The following is an 18,050-nucleotide window of genomic DNA, read 5'->3' on the forward strand; positions in this document are numbered from 1 at the left end:
CTCAATCATGGAACGAGCAAAAACTAAAAACAGTAAAGCTTTATCGATACTTCTTTTTTCTTTTATACTCTTAATTGGCGGAGGACTATACAACACTACTAAGGCTGCAACCTCGCCAACATCGCCCTTAGGCGGACAACAACTTGCTTATTTTGTAGGCTATCATACCAATGCACCTGTTTACGTTGGGCCTCGTGTTTACGTTGGGCCTCGTGTTTACGTTGGGCCTCGTGTTTACGTTGGACCTCGTGTTCAAGTCCACCACCGTCACAGAAGTGTTCGTTGGACGGGCTGGAGATACGTCGGTCATGGTTGTCGTCAAAATTGCTTAGTAGATCGTTGGACTGGACGTGTTATACGATGCAACCGTAGTTGTCGTAGATAAGAGTTTAACCGTATTTATTCCCGAGTTAGGCTGGACTGAAAAGCCCAGAAAACCTAATTCGTGTTACCCCGGATGCTGGGCTTTTCAGCCCAGCCCACATTCTAAGCAAAATAATCGATCACACCCTGAGGCTTCGCCTTATTTTTTACCGGAGTAAACACTCCGTCCTCTTCGGCTTCATTTAAGTAACCAGCCTCTTCTTGAGAAGAACCTTCATGCTGTTGTGCAAACTGGTGTGTACCTTCATCAGAATCAACATTAAATTCAGACAAAGTAAGACCTTGTTCTGCCATCATTATATGTAATCGAGAAACAGACTGATCAATAACATCTCGAACTTGCTGGCTTTGGCTAATAATATTTACCGATGCTGAATCGTTAATCACTTTAATATTGATCTCTAAAGGCCCTAAATCTTCGGGATGTATTCTAATAGTAGCGTTTTTAATCCCTTGTTGTCCCAACCACATTACATGCTCAGAAAATTGCTTTGACCACTGCGGATCGTCAATATCCAATGGAATAGAAAGCGCTGTTGGGGTAGAACTACTCCGCTCGAGCTGTTTCGAGCTGACAGCCGAATTGGACTCTAGATTACTAATTACATGGCTCGCTAAAGAACGCTCAACTGCTCCTGAGTGCTCCGGTGAATTTATCTCTGCTTGAGAAAAAGAAAACTCAGAATGTTGTTGTTCCGTTTTAGATTGAGGTAGGTTTTCAATATCAAAATCAGAGGATTCAACATACTTAATATCTTCTTCTATGGAAGAGAGATCCTTAGCGGGGGGAGCTGACGTTATTGGTAATGCATTCCTGCGCTGACCACCCTCTTCCACATCTACACTTGCAGCCTCGTGCTTGGGTACATCAAGCTCCTGCAAACTCACTTTATCGCTAACTAATTCAGGCTCTACATTAGGCGGACTTAATTGCGTTTGCTCATTAGTTTCTACCTCTGCATCTGGTGCCACTACAAATAAAGAAGAAGACAGCTCAGCCAAAGAGTGCTCCTCAGTTTGAATTGCTTGTGTCTCAGAAATAAGATTATTAGAAATCTCTGTATCCTGCGCTATTTGTCCTGCCTCTGTAGCTGAAATAGCAGCGCTAGAATTTCGTTCAGCTTGATAATACTCAGAATTAATCCAAGTTACAGCAACATTATCTTCTAAATTAGCATTAAGTTCTGTATTCAACGGCTCAGGATTAGATTCTTGAGCTAATTTACTTTTTGCAGTTTCTAATTCAATAAAATTTACCGAATCTGATTTTGCTGAATCTTTTTGAGTTTCATCAACAAACTCAGGGGTGACTTGCGCTAATAAAAATAGAAAGGTGCCAGGATCAATTGAATCATCGTCTTGCAACCCATTGTCTTGAGTTTCGGTTATTTGTTCCTGCTCAATACTCTCTTGGCTATTAAGCATAAACAATGAGCTTAAAGCTATATTATTTAAATCCAGCATCCCACACTCCTTCGTTACTACGACTCCTCGTAGCGATATCCCTATGCACTGCAAACCAACTGCAAAGACGATTAAGACCGCGTTAATAAATATTACTTAAGCGTAAAACTTTGTAAAGAGATCTATCCGCATTTAAACACAGATGATACTCTTTTTTTATCAAAAAGATAGGAGGAACCACTGATGACTTATCCTTTATTTAGTCACACTCCAACTCGTACCCAGGTTGAACAGAAAATCAACGATGCAAAACAGTTGCTCTTGCAAAGTAGCGTTGAAAATAACGAGATATTCATACTAATGTTAGACCAGAGAATAAGTGATTTTACCACCGCGCTTGATTCAAAAAAGACCTTATCAAGAGCCGATAAAAATGACGTTTTATTACAATATCATCGATTTGCCAAAACGCTTTATGCTTGTTTAAATAACTCGACTAGAGCGCAATCTTATATGGATAGTTATTTTAATCAAGTTTATTATCCTGTGGGCGTAGACGAGTACTATAAACCTAGCCCGGGGAAATATTATGGTTCCAGAATAGGAACAATAGTCGGAGCCGCATTGATCCTGGCCTCATTTGCAGCGTTTACTTTTACCCCCTTAATTGCAACAATCCTGCTCCCAATAGGTATTACAGTTTTAGCCCCTAGCCTATTTGCTTTATGCGTACCGGAAATGCTCGATCCAACTCAGAAAAAGGTTGAAGAACGGCTTATTTTTGACACAGGGGTAAGTATGCTGCAGGAACAGCAAAAAGATATGTTACAAAGCACTCAAGAACGTCAACACATGCCGGTATAAAAAAAGAACACCTTGGATTACAGAAAAACTGTAATCCAAATAAAACTCCTCCCGTAGCTCTTAAAGCCCACATTTTCTTTGTTTTCATGATGCAGCCGCATGAAAAATTCTAAAATTTGAGCTATGATTCAACTTTTAATTCCAGGAGTTTTTTTTATGAAAGTTGGCCACGACAGTCTATCCACGAAGTGTCAATTACACGTAGATGGAAAGACCTATAACTACTACAGCTTAAAAGAAGCTGAAAATAAAAATTTAAAAGGGGTTAGCCGTCTTCCCTACTCTCTTAAAGTACTTCTCGAAAACCTATTACGTTTTGAAGACAACAACACCGTAACCACCAAAGACATTGAAGCGATTGCTGCGTGGCTAGACAAAAAAACATCACAGCATGAAATTGCATTCCGACCCGCTCGCGTACTGATGCAAGACTTTACAGGGGTTCCTGCTGTTGTTGACTTAGCTGCGATGCGTGCAGCAATTGTTAAAATGGGTGGCAACCCTGACAAGATTTCTCCGTTATCTCCAGTTGATTTGGTCATTGACCATTCCGTTATGGTTGATAAATTCGGTACTAGTGATTCATTAACAATTAATACCGAAATTGAAATGGAACGTAACAACGAGCGTTATGAGTTTTTACGTTGGGGCCAAAAAGCATTCAACAACTTCCAAGTTGTTCCTCCTGGAACAGGTATTTGCCATCAGGTAAACCTAGAGTACTTAGGTAAGACTGTATGGAGCAGCAGTGACGACGGTCAATTATACGCTTATCCTGATACCTTAGTTGGTACTGACTCTCATACCACAATGATCAATGGCTTAGGCGTTTTAGGCTGGGGCGTTGGTGGTATTGAGGCTGAAGCAGCTATGTTAGGCCAACCAGTATCGATGCTAATTCCAGAAGTTATTGGCTTTAAATTACATGGCAAAATGCATGAAGGCATCACCGCAACTGACTTAGTACTCACAGTAACTCAAATGTTGAGAAAGAAAGGTGTTGTAGGCAAATTTGTTGAATTCTACGGCCCAGGCTTAAGTGATTTACCACTTGCTGACCGTGCAACCATTTCCAACATGGCTCCAGAATATGGTGCTACCTGTGGTTTCTTCCCAGTGGATAAAGAAACTATTCGTTACCTTGAATTAACAGGCCGTGATGCGCACACAATTGCTCTGGTGGAAGCGTATGCAAAAGCTCAAGGTATGTGGTACGACAAAGACAGTGAAGATCCAGTATTTACTGATACCTTAGAATTAGATTTAGGCTCGATTGAACCTTCTTTAGCTGGTCCAAAACGCCCACAAGATAAAGTAAATCTACACACATTGCCTGTTGAATTTGCTGCCTTCTTAAAAGAAGCAGGTAAAGAACAAGAAAAAGATAAGTCATTCCCAGTAAAAGGTCATGACTTTGAAATGAAACATGGAAATGTAGTGATTGCTGCAATTACTAGCTGTACCAATACATCAAACCCAAGCGTGCTCATGGCTGCAGGTCTTGTTGCTAAAAAAGCGATCGAAAAAGGATTACAACGTAAACCTTGGGTTAAATCGTCATTAGCACCAGGTTCTAAAGTGGTAACCGATTACCTAAACCATGCTGGTTTGCAATCTTACCTGGATCAATTAGGTTTTAACTTGGTTGGTTATGGTTGTACTACTTGTATTGGTAACTCCGGTCCTCTTCCTGATGCGATTTCACATTCAATCAGCGATAATGATTTAGTTGTTGCCTCTGTATTATCTGGAAACCGTAACTTTGAAGGTCGTGTACATCCGCAAGTAAGAACAAACTGGTTGGCTTCTCCTCCATTAGTTGTTGCTTATGCGCTTTGTGGAACTACTTGCATTGATTTAGGCAAAGAGCCTATTGGCAAAGACAATAAAGGCAATGATGTATTCTTGAAAGACATTTGGCCAACAAACGAAGAAATTGCAGCTGAAGTTTCTAAAGTTACTGGTGGTATGTTCCGTAAAGAATATGCAGAAGTATTCCAAGGTGATGCACACTGGCAAGCAATCAAGACCAGTACAGGCAAAACTTATGAATGGAATGCAGATTCAACCTACATTCAACATCCTCCATTCTTTGATAACTTAAAAGAGACTCCAGATCCAATTAAGCCAATTAAGCAAGCTTATGTCCTGGCTCTTTTTGGTGACTCCATTACTACGGACCATATTTCTCCCGCGGGCTCAATTAAAGCCAACTCCCCTGCGGGCCTGTATTTGAAGTCGAAAGGCGTTAGCGAGAAAGAATTCAACTCCTATGGTTCACGCCGTGGTAACCATGAAGTGATGATGCGAGGAACTTTTGCAAACATTCGTATTCGTAACGAAATGACTCCTGGTCAAGAAGGTGGCATTACTCGTTATATTCCTACTGGTGATGTAATGCCAATCTATGATGCCGCAATGCTTTATCAAAAAGATCATCATGACTTAGTTGTCATTGCAGGTAAAGAATACGGTACTGGTTCATCAAGAGACTGGGCTGCAAAAGGTACTAACCTACTTGGTGTTAAAGCGGTAATTACTGAAAGCTTTGAGCGTATTCACCGTTCTAACTTAATTGGTATGGGCGTATTACCCTTGCAGTTTACTCAAGATATGACACGTAAAACACTCGAGCTTACTGGCGATGAGCGCATCAGTATTGATGTTTCTGACTCATTAGCTCCTGGTGCTATGGTTAATGTGACTATAGAACGTACTAATGGTAAGACTGAGCAAATTCAAGCACTGTGCCGTATTGATACTGCTGATGAATTGGAATACTACAAAAACGGTGGAATTCTGCAGTACGTATTAAGAAACATCGCTTAATATTTAAAAAACGTAGCCGTATTAGACGCAGTCGCAATACGGGTTTTTCTTCAGTACCACAAAAGTCTCGTATTGCACCACGCTCCGTTCAAGGCTACGTAAAAATATCATTCCTTTATAACCTGGTTGCTTGCAACTAGGTTTTCTTATATAGGTTGAATCACCGCTGCACGATCTTTTTTTAATATGACCCAATGTTTTTCCCCCCTGGTTATTGTCTTAGCTACCCCCCACTGTTATACTGCGCGACTGCTTATTTACTATGAATTCAACTAGGTGCGTGGAGAATTTTTTGCTTTCTTAATCCTTAATTAAAAGCTTTGTACCCAAGCCACCTAATGATTTATTTGTACGTTAAGGATTAATCATGAGTCAACCAAAAAAAGTTTTGAGCGTTTTTTCATTGGTAATGATTAACGTAATTGCTGTTGATAGCTTACGTACCTTACCGATTAGCGCCAAACTGGGTTTATCATTAGTTTCCTATTATGTGATTGCTGCATTTGCCTTTTTTATTCCTGTTGCTCTTGTAGCAGCGGAACTAGCCACAGCTTATCCTAACACAGGTGGATTATACGTTTGGGTTAGAGAAGCTTTTGGTAAACGAGCTGGCTTTATTACGATTTGGTTACAATGGATCTACAACGTTGTTTGGTACCCCACTATACTTGCTTTTATTGCCGCCACCCTCTCTTATTTAATTGCCCCTGAGCTTGGAAACAATAAATTTTATTTATTAGGTACGGTTATTGGCCTTTTTTGGCTGTTTACCTTTTTAAACTGCTTTGGCATGAAGGTATCGAGTATTGTAAGCATTGTCGGTGCAACTATAGGCACGGTTCTCCCTATGTTGTTGATTATTGGATTAGCACTCATGTGGGCGCTCCAAGGTAAACCAATGGCAGTCGACTATCCCTCATCATGGTTCCCCAACTTTGAGTCATTAGGAAATCTTTCCTTATTTGCTGCAGTTTTATTTGGCTTAATTGGGATGGAAATGTCTGCAGTGCATGCCGAAGAGGTAAAAAACCCTCAACGTGACTACCCTAGAGCTTTGTTATACTCAACCATTTTAATCATCTCTACTCTTTCATTAGGTTCCTTAGCCATTGTTGTCGTAGTACCTAATGATAACCTAAGTGTTGTATCAGGCCTGATTGATGCCTATGCCGTTTTCTTTAAGTCTTATCATATGCCGTGGATGACCTCTGTCATTGCAGTGTTAATCATTCTGGGCGGTTTAAGCGGTGTCTCTGCCTGGATCATTGGCCCTACCAAAGGTTTGCTTGTGTCCGCTCGTGATGGTTCTTTACCCGCGAGATTTGCCCGAACTAATAAGTATGGGGCACCAACTACAATTTTATTTACACAAGCAATTATTGTTACTGTATTAAGTACTGTTTTTATTTTATTGAATTCCATTAATGCAGCCTATTGGATGTTGAGTGATTTAAGTGCGCAAATGGCTTTATTGGTTTATGTCATTATGTTTGCAGCAGCGATTAAACTTAGATATTCCAGACCGGATCAGCCTCGTGGTTATAAGGTACCTGGTGGAAACAAGATGATGTGGTTTATCTCTGGATTAGGTATATTGTGTTGCCTGAGTGCGATGTTAGTTGGCTTTGCGCCCCCATCACAAATTCCTATCGGTGATGTGTTCCTATTTGAATCGTTCCTCGTGGGAGGTTTGATTTTATTTGTTCTAATCCCATGGTTTTTTGCTAAAAAGCATTAATATCCCAGACCACTTATAAATTGTGGGTTCGGCCATAGCCCAACCCACAAGCCTAATACCAGTCCCTATAAAAAATACTACATCCCAAGATTAATATTACTTTGCTCCTGTGGCGCTTCTACAGCAGGAACTTTAATATCCTGCAAACGTTGTTTGAATGAAGACATCATCGTCTCTTCCTGAGTCGGTCCAGTAAAGAAGGAAACAAACTTTTTAATCAACTTAACAAATGGATTATCCGAATTTTGATGCAGTACTTCCTGACAGCTATTACTCAAGCCATGACTTTTGACATCAGCCAAACGTTCAGAGGGTTCTTTCGAGTCAACCTCTAACATTGCCTGCATCTTAGCGATTTCCTCTATTTTTTTGTCTTTAATGAGCACCGAAGTTTCTTTGCTATTCACATAAGATTTCATCTCATTAAGGCTATCGTGTACTTTAATGATCGCATCATAATGCGGTACGCGTGCTAAGAAAGTCTGTACTTCTGCGTTGCGTCTTTGTAAATATTGCATTCGTTCGTGCTCAGGAATATTATCTCCATTCGCGAGAATATTTTGATATTTTTTCAATTGATTGATTTTTTCTTCTCGTCCTGGATTACCTGGGTTTTCTTTATTTATACGCTCTTCCTCTTCAATCACACGACTGATGGTTTTTAAAGATTGATTCAGTAACGTACATAAATCTTTTGCATCCTGATTCTTAGAACAAACATTAGTCCAATGTGGTTTAGACCTCTCTACAAGTTGTGCTTCTGTTTGATCATCAACCGCTAAATCCTGAATTATTTCAGACTTTTTAGTCATAAAATCCGAACTAACCTGTTGGATAAACGCAGTAGTATAAGGACCCAACTCTCCTCGCATTTGCTCTGCCAGAGTAACATTTAAATGATTATCAAACAGTTGCCCTTTATAAGCATCACCCACTAAGTAATGATTAGCACTTCTTAATACATTCTGCTCTGATGCAGCACTTAGCCTACTCAGCGCCTGTTCTAATCGCTCAAAAGGTAACGAAGTTTCATCAGCTAATCCGTCCTGAATCGCAGAAATTGCTTTTAGTCGTTTTTCTTTTTCCTCTGGCGCCATCGATGCAGTTGTAATCTTTTCTTTTAATTCATTAAGTACATCATAGATATTAATGATTGCATCGTAATTTACTGCTGTTGTTATGCGTTCTTCTGCAAGAGCGTTAGCCTTATTTACAAAATCAGCTTTATTTGATTCCTTACTCACATCAAGTTGTGTCAGTTCTTCTTTAAGCTCAGTTAATAGAGCCAGTTTTTTTGCTCTACATGGGTTGTCTTCTGCAAGAGCTTGTTCTTGTTCAATTAAACTGTTTACTGTTTCTAAGGTTTTGTTTAACTTAGACAAAGAACCCTGTAACTCTTGATTTATCTCAAGCACCATGGGAACTACAGTACTCACAGAAGCAGCTATTTGCTCACCCATCTTCTCATTGAACTCAACCCCATTAAGAGCAACTGCTTTTTCTTGCTTATAATCAGATTGTATCGCCTTAAGAAATGCCTCTGTATAAAAACCAAGAGACTCCCCTGCTGATTTTTTAACAGCTGCTTGCGCCTGTTGCTCAAACTGCATTGCTTTGAATGATTCTTTTTGCTCAGCGATAATGTTTGTAGAAGCTCCAATAACTCTCTGTGCAATTACCGCCTCCATATCCTGAGTCATTTCAATTCCATCAATTATTGCAGCCTGCTTTTTAGCGAGCTCAGGCAAAATATATTGAAAAAAGGCTTCTGCGTTAGGGCCAAGCTGAGCCTCTAAAGCACTTTTTAAATTAGCATTTACATAGTTACTAAAGAGTTTCTCTTTAAATGCAGCTATTCTTTGAGGGCCGATTACCTCTTCCTGGTTCTTGATCATAGCCTTAAGGTGGCCGATACGCTCGTCACATAATTTTATTTTTAGCTCTTTTGCATCCTCAAGCCCTTTAATTAACTCCTGCAATTTAGGTGCTTCAGCAACTATTTTCTCTCCTTGAGCTTTGAAATCCGCAGGATCCTGTAATTCTCTTAAATAAGAACTAAAATTATATGCATAATTTACTTTGCTAAGATAGGGTTGAAGTTCTGCATAATACTCTAAAAACTTCTTCTGATCTTCTTCAGACTGAAAATCAGATTCTCGTACTAAAAGTTGGAACTTTTCAAATGTAGTTACTGGTTGAAGAATTTTATCTTGTACAGCAAGTACTTGTGCCAACACGTCCTGTAAATCGAACTCATCAGAAACATTATCCATAAAATCAGCTGTAAATTTTGGGTCAACTTCGGCTAATAAAGGTTGAATCTCATCATAAGCACTTACTGCTCTGTCTTTTAACCATAAATACTCATTGGCAAGTACCGAGCTAGGAGCATCACATGCATTATTAGTCGCTTCCAAAGAATCAAAAACGCGAATTCGTCTAGCGAACTCATCATAATGAGCACTAGTTAGCTTTTCACGAGCAACACCAGCAGGATCCGACGCTATTATGTGATTTTGTCGTTTTTCTTCTCTCGCTAAACGTTTTTGGGTATCAGAGAGATCCAGTAGCAATGCAAGCCCATCCTGGTCTCTTTTAAACTCAGTAGACACATTGACTATAAGTGATTCGTAAAAGCGATCAAAACGTTCTTTAACGACATCAGCATACGTTCCTGGTTTTAAGCCTAAATGAAATTCAGCACTATCCGCAGCTTCCATAAAAATTGCACCAAATTCAGAGCGAATTTCTTTCAGGCGAGCCATCGCTAAATCATGGCTTAAGGCGCCAATTTCTGAAATCTGCATTTGAAATTTGGTAATGGTATTTAATATTTTATTTGCGGAGCCAGGTCCAAATGACAAACCATTTAAACCATCAACAAAGCTTTTAATTTGCTTTTTCACCTCTTCATCCGAAGATAAAGAAGCATTATCGACACCTTTAAGGCGATTAAGTGCTACAGGTAATTGATATAATTTTTCTGCAATTAGTTGCACGTACTCGGTTTTCTGAGGAGCAGGAGCCTGTTGTTGAGGTGCTTGCACCACTTCAACCGTACCCTCCACCACTTCAACCGTACCCTCCACCACTTCAACCGTACCCTCCACCACTTCAACCGTATCCTCCGCCACTTCAACCGTATCCTCCGCCACTTCAGATGGAGAAACCTTAGGGGAGGCTAAGCCTCGTTCTACAATTTTTTGCTGATCTTTCCAGGCCTGAATCACATCAATCTGAGGAGCTTCATTAGACGCTGTTAAATAGCTTGAACTTTTTGTCATAGGTTCTTTTACATAATCACCAAGGACAGGAATATTTTTTATCGGCGCAAGCAAATCAAGTCCTTCTTGAAGAATTGCCTTTAATCCTGGATTTCCAGCAGCTTCAAGCAAATGGAATTTACTCGTATTAATGTTTTGGAGTAAAGCACTAAAGGCTCCCCACAGATGCCAGGTGCGCGTGAAAATATTGGTAGGATCCGCGGTGTTATTTAATGCCTCAAGCTCTTTCAAACCTACTCGCATATAATGCAGCGAATTGATTAGCTGTTTATACATTACTACTTCTTCACTATCTTTATGAAGAGCCCCATATGGCAGATGCTTTGGATCCAGATCCAATTCATCAGTACCCTCTTTTTTGGGTAACTGTTTCCATACATCTGGAGATAAATTAGCTTTTAAGTAATTTTGGAATTTAACTTGCAAGAAATCATCAACTGATTTAGAAAGCTTTAATTCGCTAAGCATTCCAAACAGTGTTTTCTTGCCAACGTCCTCACCTTTAGTGATAAGCGGTTCGGAAGTAACTTCTTTTTCTTTTTGCGCTTGTTCTTTTTCCAGATATGCTTCTCTATCCTCTTTGGCAGTATCTTCCAGTGTTTTTAGCTTGCCATCAATTAAGGCAGCCTGCGTAAGCACGTGAGCTAAACGTAAAGGAGGATCTTTAGGATCATGAGCCGTTGGCGAATTTAAAATAGCAACTAACTGCTCATTAAGGCTCTCAAACGTTGCCCCCATTGCAACCAACTGAGGTTGAAACTTTTTATATTGAACACGCAAAAACTCTTTATCTTTTGCAGTTAATGATTTGTATAAAGGTTCATCATTTACAGAAATTCTTGGTGGCTCACCTTTCTGCGCATACTCGTTTAAATAATCAAAAAATTGTTTCGCTCCTTCACGAGCATGTTCTAATTGTGTGACATGGTTTGCCGCAACAATACCTTGTTTATGATAATGCTCAGCAGATTTACCCTCTTCAAAGCTAAATACATGGGGCACATAAGGTTGTACTGTTGCGTTTAACTTCGTTGTTTTCTTATTTGCAGCGTAAGCCACTTCTTCAGCATGACTCATTGTATTATTAATAAGTTTAGCTTTAAAACCTGCTTGCGCTTTGCTCTGTTCAATATGTTCCACAACATCATTTTTGCATGCTAATACTTTAGAAAAATGATTTGAACCATACAATTGTTTGTATTCTGAACTCCATAATCTGGAAACGATATTAGTGCCTACCGACAGGGTTAATGAATCAACAATAAGCTTATCAATGTCCGGGTGCATGGCTGCAAAATGGGGCTGAAACTGTTTGTAATCAGCTAAAAGAGCTTCTCTCTCAGATTGCGAGACATTAGCTAAACTCCACTTACATAAGGCTTGATGAACACTATTGTATGAATTAAGTCGGTTAAAGAAGCGAGTGGCTGCTTCCTTGGCGGTATCATCTTGTCCCGCATAGCGTGCTTCGTTTAATCGAGTTGCTTGATTCGCTTTTCGTTTTTCAACAAATCGATCATCCATCATGACCGTTAAGCCTTCAACTGGCTTGATTTTCTCACCTACATCTAACTTACCCTTACTTCCAGCCAAATAAAGCACCATGGTTCCTAAAGTTGAATCCATGTATTCAGTAGCCGTATCTAACACTCCGGCCGTTTGCGCAATCGCCTCAACTTGGGTAGCTAACTGAGTATAATAAGTGTTCATTTGTTTCAACACGGGATCCGTCAGGGTTCCTGGTTTTAAGCTCATCCCTTCTTCAATTTTTTCAAGCTCAGCAAGTAATTGAGGCAATAAATCGTGTTTAATTTCATTCAGCTTGTCTGCAGCATCCAAATAAGCTTGTTTTGTTAATGGCGCTGCTGTGTTAACCAGATCTGTACTATGAGCAACTAACTTACGTATTACACCAAGATAACTGGGTAGGCCCAGGAGGCCATCTTTAGTACTCAATTTTTCAAGGTATTCTTTGGTTTCATTAGCCCTTTGAATCATTGCCTGTTGATAGGCTTCGGGACTGGTAATTGATTTAGTAGCAATACCTGATGCACCTGTCGCCACAAGTTTTTGCAATGCTTCGAAACGACGAGGTAAATCAAAAATAAATGTACTTAAGTTTTCCAGGCTTTGATCTTTGGTATACTTGGCGTGTGGAAGTTGCTGTATTGCCCCCCCCACAAATTGACCAACACGTTCTTCGGGGCTAACATACTCATCACTTGCCTCAGAGCCTGATGGGGTAAATTTTTTTAAAGCACTCGTAGCTAAAGCTATTTTCGGCATCAGTTCTTTGATATGTGGTGCTACAATTTCCTGAATATCAGAACTACTGTGGTTAATTAGCTCTAATGCACCAGCCACTTCATGAACAGCATTATACCCAGCTTTAATTAAATCTCTATAAATGCCTATCTTGTATCTATCCCGGTTAATATCAAGATTTTCAATTCTGGAGATGGCTTTTTCAACATTTTCCAAAGCATTAAGCAATTTTTTAAGAACTGCGACTTGTGTAGGGTCAGTTGGCGAAACCTTGAATGGAGCTTTTTCATTATCTCTGACAAAATACGCAGCCAGTTCTGAAGAAAAATACTCACCCTTTGTAATCGCATCTAGAATACTTGTTCTTATATTCTTACAAGTCTCCGCAATTTTTAAATCTTCTTTAAATTGGATAATGTATTTTTCAAGGTCTCTATGATTCATAATTGCTATCCAAAAAATGAATTAACTATATATATAGTAGTCGAAAAAGAGAGCAATTTGGCCTGAAGAAGTTGGAACTTAGCAGAATCTTAACAATTAAATATTGATAATGGCAAAAAAACAATCAAGAAGGATGAATTATTTGCTACTTTTTTTATTAGTAGGACTCTCTTCCAAGGTCTCGTCATCTGAAGAAAGATCATTCCCAAACAAGGTTGTAATAATACCACCGAGAAAACTAAAGGGGCTACTCGATAGTTTGGGTTCTACTGTTTTTTGATATTGTTTTTCCAAACGGAAATGAAAGAGTTTTAATTGCTGGTCAAACTCGTCAAATTTTTCAACATCATTTAAAGATAGGGCTTGCCCTGTTTCGTCTATATCATGGGATTTACGAAGATAATTGGCTAAAGAATCACGATCGTATACTTTTCCTTTCGGCGTAATAACGGGGTTTTTAATGAATTCATTACTTAGCGGGCATAAAAACAATGAAGGCCTTTCTGGAAGTTCTCCTTTTTGATTTACAATAGCTCTCACTTTCCGAATAAAATCATTTTTCTTTTCCTCATAAAGGGCTTTTCGTCGAGTAAACTCGCTAATAATCGTTAATAATTCGGAAAAATCCTTGAGATCCTTAGGTGTTAATTTATTACGCGTTTGTGGGTCTTCTTTTTTTGTTGCTAAATGAGTAAGAATAAATTTCTTATCATAAACTTTTCCCTCAGGAGTAATCACCGGCTCTTTCATGAAGTCACCACTAATAGGGCAAATAAGCATGGTCGGTGCCCCTTCAGGGTGAGTCACTTTAGCTTCTTGAGCTGCCTCTAGACTATACTTATCTTTGTCTGACATTTGATTACTCTTATGATTAGTCTTCGGCGGAAAAGACATGATGGCATACCTTATTACAATAAGTCTCCACAGGTATGTAATATACTTCCATGTGAACACTTGCTAATTAAATTATCGTAAGTTTAATTTAAGTTTTATTTGTTGTCTATTTTTTATCCGTTTCACAATGCAAAAGACAGTTCATTGCATGCTTGGCTATCATGTATTCTTCATTCGTAGGAATGACCCCAACATAGACCGAGCTATTAAGAGTACTGATCACGGAGTTATTACTAAGATTTGCTTCTTCGTCCATACGAACACCAAGCCAATGCAAATGCTCACATACTTTCTTTCTCACTACAGCTGAATTTTCACCAATACCCGCAGTGAAAATAATCGCGTCGCATCCCTGTAGTACTGGAAGTAACCTACCAATCTCCTGGGCTATACGGTAACTAAATAAATCAACCGCCTCAATAGCTCGTGGATCAGGATTCAGCTCCAAATCTTGCATGTCCGAACTAATTCCAGAAACACCAAGTAGGCCAGACTTATAGTACAAAAGATCATTAACCTCTTTAGCCGTATACATTTTTTCTTGCTGTAAATACAACAGGACTCCGGGATCAATGGTTCCACAACGAGATCCCATCATCAAACCATCTAAAGCAGTAAAGCCCATAGACGTCGCCATGCTTCTACCCTGATGCATCGCGCAAAGACTCGCTCCATTGCCCAAGTGTGCCACAATGGCTTTAGAACCTATATTCTTGGGTAATACTGAAGCAATGTATTCATAAGAAATCCCATGGAATCCATAACGAACAATTCCTTCTGCAGTCAATTCGCGCGGAATAGCAAATAAAGTTGCCAGTTTTTCTTGTGTATGATGAAAACTCGTATCAAAACAAGCAACTTGTGGCAAGTTTGGATACAGCTTACTAACACTCCTAATTGCCGTCACATTAAGAGGCTGATGCAAAGGGGCCAAAGGTGTGAGCGAATCGATTTGTGTGGTAATTTTTTCATTAATTAAACAAGGCTCATAGAACATGTTTCCCCCATGCACCACACGATGCCCTACGGCACTTAAAACAAAGCGATGAGGTAGGCCGCTAAACCAATCAAATAAGTGCGCTAATGAGGATTCATATCCAGGAAAGGACACCTGCTCATTGATAATTTGCCCTTGTTGTGGACTATAAGCAACAAATTGAGGCTTATCAAATATAGCCCCGATCTTACCCTGATAAAGTAATTTTAAATCAGCGCAAGTAAACAGGGCGAATTTAATACTAGATGAGCCTGCATTAAGAACTAAAATCGCCTTATTCATGCTATTTAACTCCATCCGTTTTTCTACGAACATAGAGTAAACCCATAATACAGGAAGCTTTACGTGATAATTCATCACTACCACGGCTCGTAAGAATAATCGGCACACGAGCCCCCAATACAATTCCTGCAGCCTCAATGCCAGAAAGATAAGTCATTTGTTTATATAACATATTGCCAGACTCAACATCAGGCACTACTAAAATATCAGCCTTTCCTGCAACGGGTGAATAAATTCCTTTTTCGCGCGCAGAATCTATAGAAATAGCATTATCAAATGCTAAAGGCCCATCAAGAATTCCGCCTTTAATTTGCCCGCGTTCGGCCATTTTACATAATGCAGTGGCATCAAGTGTGGAGGGAATTTTTTCATTAACTGTTTCTACGGCAGAAAGAATAGCAACATTCGGCACACCAAAACCTAAAGTGCTAAATAGATCAATCGCATTTTGAACAATGTCGCATTTTTCTCTTAAATTCGGGAATAAATTAATTGCCGCGTCAGTTAAAAAGATAGGTTTAGGATAGTTAGGCACATCCATACAAAAAACATGGCTCATACGTCGTGCCGTACGCAACCCACCATTCTTACGTACGATGGGTGTCATCAACTCGTCGGTATGCAATTTGCCTTTCATAATTGCTTCAACCAAACTTTTTTGCGCCATTTCCACGGCTTTTTCCGCAGCCTCTGTGCTATGCATTGTGGGAACAATCTCATAGTCGGAAATATCCAAATTGGCTTCTTTTGCCGCATCCAGAATTTTTTGTTTCGGTCCGATTAAAATTGGGGTAATTAAACCATCTTCCGCGGCACTGATAGCTCCTGTTAAGGAGAGAACATCTACTGGGTGTACTATTGCGGTAACGAGCGGTTTATATTGTTTGTTAACCGCCATTAAATTTTGATACCAGTGGGCCTTTTCCTCTTTAAATTCAACTTCAGGAAGTGTTACTCGTTGTCTTTTTATTTTTTCTGTAGGTGCAATAACTTTAGCATAACCGCTAATCACAGTTTTTCCTTGCTGGTTGATGCAAATACAATCCAATACCACCATATGTTTATCCGGCAACTTATCAATAACCTTCAAAGTGACCGTTATACTATCACCAATAGCCACAGGAAATTCAAAGTTTAAAGTTTGCTCTACGTAGACTGTTCCAGGCCCTGGAAGCTCAGTACCTAAAACAGTAGATAATAATGATGCGCCCCACATACCATGTCCAATAATTTTATGAAACATGGTATTTTTAGCGTACTCCGCATCAACATGAAAAGGATTCACATCCCCCGACATCAAAGCAAAAAGCTCTACATCTCTTTGCGTTAATGTACGCTTTAAGGAAGCGGAATCACCGATAGCAATCTCATCAAAAACACGATTTTCAATGTAGCTCATCCTTTTCGTCCTTATAAAAGAAGTTCATTAAAGCATCGAAAAAAAACATCTGTATTAGTTATATTCTGATCCATTAACAATAATTGTCAAGAACGTAAATTTGAGCAAAATGGGCAATAAAGTGCTACATTTTAATGTAATCTATAGATAAAGGATAAGCTCGATGTATGCAATGATTTTGGAAGGCGCCTCACAAAAACTAGTATATAAAGAAGTACCTAAACCAAGCCCTGCCCCCAACCAGGTATTAATTAAAGTAAGTGCATGTGGAATTTGCAGAACTGATTTGCATGTTGTCGATGGTGAATTAACTAACCCTAAATTACCGCTTATCCCTGGACACCAAATCGTAGGAACGATCGAACAACTAGGCTCCGAAGTGACAGAATTTCAAGTTGGCCAGCGGATCGGCGTGCCTTGGTTAGGAGGCAGTTGTGAAACCTGCCAATTTTGTTTAACTGGGCGAGAAAACCTATGTAATCGTGCTCGTTTTACAGGTTATCAAATTGATGGTGGATTTGCAGAGTATTGCGTTGCCAACCATAACTTTTGTTTCCCCATACCAGAGGGCTACTCCGATCATCAGGCTGCACCATTATTTTGTGCAGGATTAATTGGTTACCGAGCACTATTAAAAACGGCACAAGCTGAGCATTTAGGCTTATATGGTTTTGGAGCGGCCGCGCATATACTTATTCAGGTTGCACGCAAACAGGGAAGAACTATTTATGCGTTTACCAGTGAAGGTGATTATGCTGCCCAAGAATTTGCCTATCAATTAGGCGCCAATTGGGCTGGAGACTCAAATCAAGCGCCCCCTCATCTTCTTGATGCTGCAATCATTTTTGCCCCGGTGGGTGCCTTAGTACCTATTGCTTTAAGCCACACGATTAAAGGTGGGATTGTGGTATGTGCAGGAATTCACATGAGCGACATTCCCAGTTTTCCTTATGATATTCTTTGGGGTGAGCGTACTTTATGCTCTATTGCCAATTTAACGCGTACTGACGGTAAAGAGTTTTTATCTTTGGCCCCGACTATTCCTATAGTAACTGAGGTTCATACTTATCCCTTGATTAAAACCAATCAAGCACTTGATGATTTGCGTCACGGACGTTTTACAGGTGCGGCAGTGATTACGATCGAGTGATCTTATCAAAGAACAGAAGAATTCTTAGCACTCCTGCCTTCCCGGATTTCGCTTTGCTGCATCCAGGCCACATTTAAGAGTAGCCCAGTTGCTTGAAGCCTGCGAACTCCTTGAGT

At 39.7% G+C, this 18,050-nt stretch carries 10 protein-coding genes; 5 read left to right on the top strand and 5 right to left on the bottom strand.

Annotated features, from left to right (window positions below):
- Window positions 1–7 precede the first annotated feature (7 nt).
- The gene (locus J2N86_RS08935; protein ID WP_252579049.1) at window positions 8–385 is read left to right on the top strand and encodes a hypothetical protein; all 378 of its coding nucleotides are present in this window, start codon (window positions 8–10) and stop codon (window positions 383–385) included.
- 101 nt (window positions 386–486) lie between these two features.
- Here the strand turns inward: J2N86_RS08935 and J2N86_RS08940 are convergent, their stop codons facing one another.
- On the bottom strand, window positions 487–1,848 hold the full coding sequence (locus J2N86_RS08940; RefSeq protein WP_252579050.1) for a flagellar hook-length control protein FliK: 1,362 nt from the start codon (window positions 1,846–1,848) through the stop codon (window positions 487–489).
- Between the two features lie 183 nt (window positions 1,849–2,031).
- Between J2N86_RS08940 and J2N86_RS08945 the strand changes: the two genes are divergently transcribed.
- From J2N86_RS08945 to J2N86_RS08955, 3 genes are all read left to right on the top strand, one after another.
- Window positions 2,032–2,652 (top strand): lpg1689 family Dot/Icm T4SS effector, encoded by a 621-nt coding sequence (locus J2N86_RS08945; protein WP_252579051.1) that lies wholly within the window; start codon window positions 2,032–2,034, stop codon window positions 2,650–2,652.
- A gap of 156 nt (window positions 2,653–2,808) precedes the next feature.
- Window positions 2,809–5,481, top strand: a complete 2,673-nt coding sequence (gene acnA, locus J2N86_RS08950) for an aconitate hydratase AcnA (RefSeq protein WP_252579052.1) — start codon at window positions 2,809–2,811, stop codon at window positions 5,479–5,481.
- Window positions 5,482–5,848: 367 nt separating this feature from the next.
- A complete protein-coding gene (locus J2N86_RS08955; protein ID WP_252579053.1) occupies window positions 5,849–7,219 on the top strand; it encodes an amino acid permease in 1,371 nt (456 codons plus the stop codon).
- A 77-nt stretch (window positions 7,220–7,296) separates the two neighbouring features.
- Here the strand turns inward: J2N86_RS08955 and J2N86_RS08960 are convergent, their stop codons facing one another.
- From J2N86_RS08960 to J2N86_RS08975, 4 genes are all read right to left on the bottom strand, one after another.
- Window positions 7,297–13,212: a hypothetical protein gene (locus J2N86_RS08960; RefSeq protein WP_252579054.1), complete on the bottom strand. Its 5,916-nt coding sequence runs from the start codon at window positions 13,210–13,212 to the stop codon at window positions 7,297–7,299.
- A gap of 138 nt (window positions 13,213–13,350) precedes the next feature.
- A complete protein-coding gene (locus J2N86_RS08965) occupies window positions 13,351–14,067 on the bottom strand; it encodes a U-box domain-containing protein (RefSeq protein ID WP_252579055.1) in 717 nt (238 codons plus the stop codon).
- 145 nt (window positions 14,068–14,212) lie between these two features.
- Window positions 14,213–15,385: an acetate/propionate family kinase gene (locus J2N86_RS08970; RefSeq protein ID WP_252579056.1), complete on the bottom strand. Its 1,173-nt coding sequence runs from the start codon at window positions 15,383–15,385 to the stop codon at window positions 14,213–14,215.
- Window position 15,386: 1 nt separating this feature from the next.
- Window positions 15,387–16,784 (bottom strand): bifunctional enoyl-CoA hydratase/phosphate acetyltransferase, encoded by a 1,398-nt coding sequence (locus J2N86_RS08975; RefSeq protein WP_252579057.1) that lies wholly within the window; start codon window positions 16,782–16,784, stop codon window positions 15,387–15,389.
- A 163-nt stretch (window positions 16,785–16,947) separates the two neighbouring features.
- On the opposite strand from J2N86_RS08975, the gene J2N86_RS08980 reads away from it, so the two are divergent.
- On the top strand, window positions 16,948–17,934 hold the full coding sequence (locus J2N86_RS08980) for a zinc-dependent alcohol dehydrogenase family protein (RefSeq protein ID WP_252579058.1): 987 nt from the start codon (window positions 16,948–16,950) through the stop codon (window positions 17,932–17,934).
- The last annotated feature ends 116 nt before the right edge of the window (window positions 17,935–18,050 follow it).

The organism is Legionella lytica (assembly GCF_023921225.1).
Taxonomy (GTDB): domain Bacteria; phylum Pseudomonadota; class Gammaproteobacteria; order Legionellales; family Legionellaceae; genus Legionella; species Legionella lytica.

Excerpts from the sequence above, each read along its gene's own strand:
- J2N86_RS08955 (WP_252579053.1), top strand. The coding sequence starts at position 5,849 with ATGAGTCAACCAAAAAAAGTTTTGAGCGTTTTTTCATTGGTAATGATT.
- J2N86_RS08960 (WP_252579054.1), bottom strand. The coding sequence starts at position 13,212 with ATGAATCATAGAGACCTTGAAAAATACATTATCCAATTTAAAGAAGAT.
- acnA (WP_252579052.1), top strand. The coding sequence starts at position 2,809 with ATGAAAGTTGGCCACGACAGTCTATCCACGAAGTGTCAATTACACGTA.
- J2N86_RS08940 (WP_252579050.1), bottom strand. The coding sequence starts at position 1,848 with ATGCTGGATTTAAATAATATAGCTTTAAGCTCATTGTTTATGCTTAAT.
- J2N86_RS08970 (WP_252579056.1), bottom strand. The coding sequence starts at position 15,385 with ATGAATAAGGCGATTTTAGTTCTTAATGCAGGCTCATCTAGTATTAAA.
- J2N86_RS08945 (WP_252579051.1), top strand. The coding sequence starts at position 2,032 with ATGACTTATCCTTTATTTAGTCACACTCCAACTCGTACCCAGGTTGAA.
- J2N86_RS08980 (WP_252579058.1), top strand. The coding sequence starts at position 16,948 with ATGTATGCAATGATTTTGGAAGGCGCCTCACAAAAACTAGTATATAAA.
- J2N86_RS08965 (WP_252579055.1), bottom strand. The coding sequence starts at position 14,067 with ATGTCAGACAAAGATAAGTATAGTCTAGAGGCAGCTCAAGAAGCTAAA.
- J2N86_RS08935 (WP_252579049.1), top strand. The coding sequence starts at position 8 with ATGGAACGAGCAAAAACTAAAAACAGTAAAGCTTTATCGATACTTCTT.
- J2N86_RS08975 (WP_252579057.1), bottom strand. The coding sequence starts at position 16,784 with ATGAGCTACATTGAAAATCGTGTTTTTGATGAGATTGCTATCGGTGAT.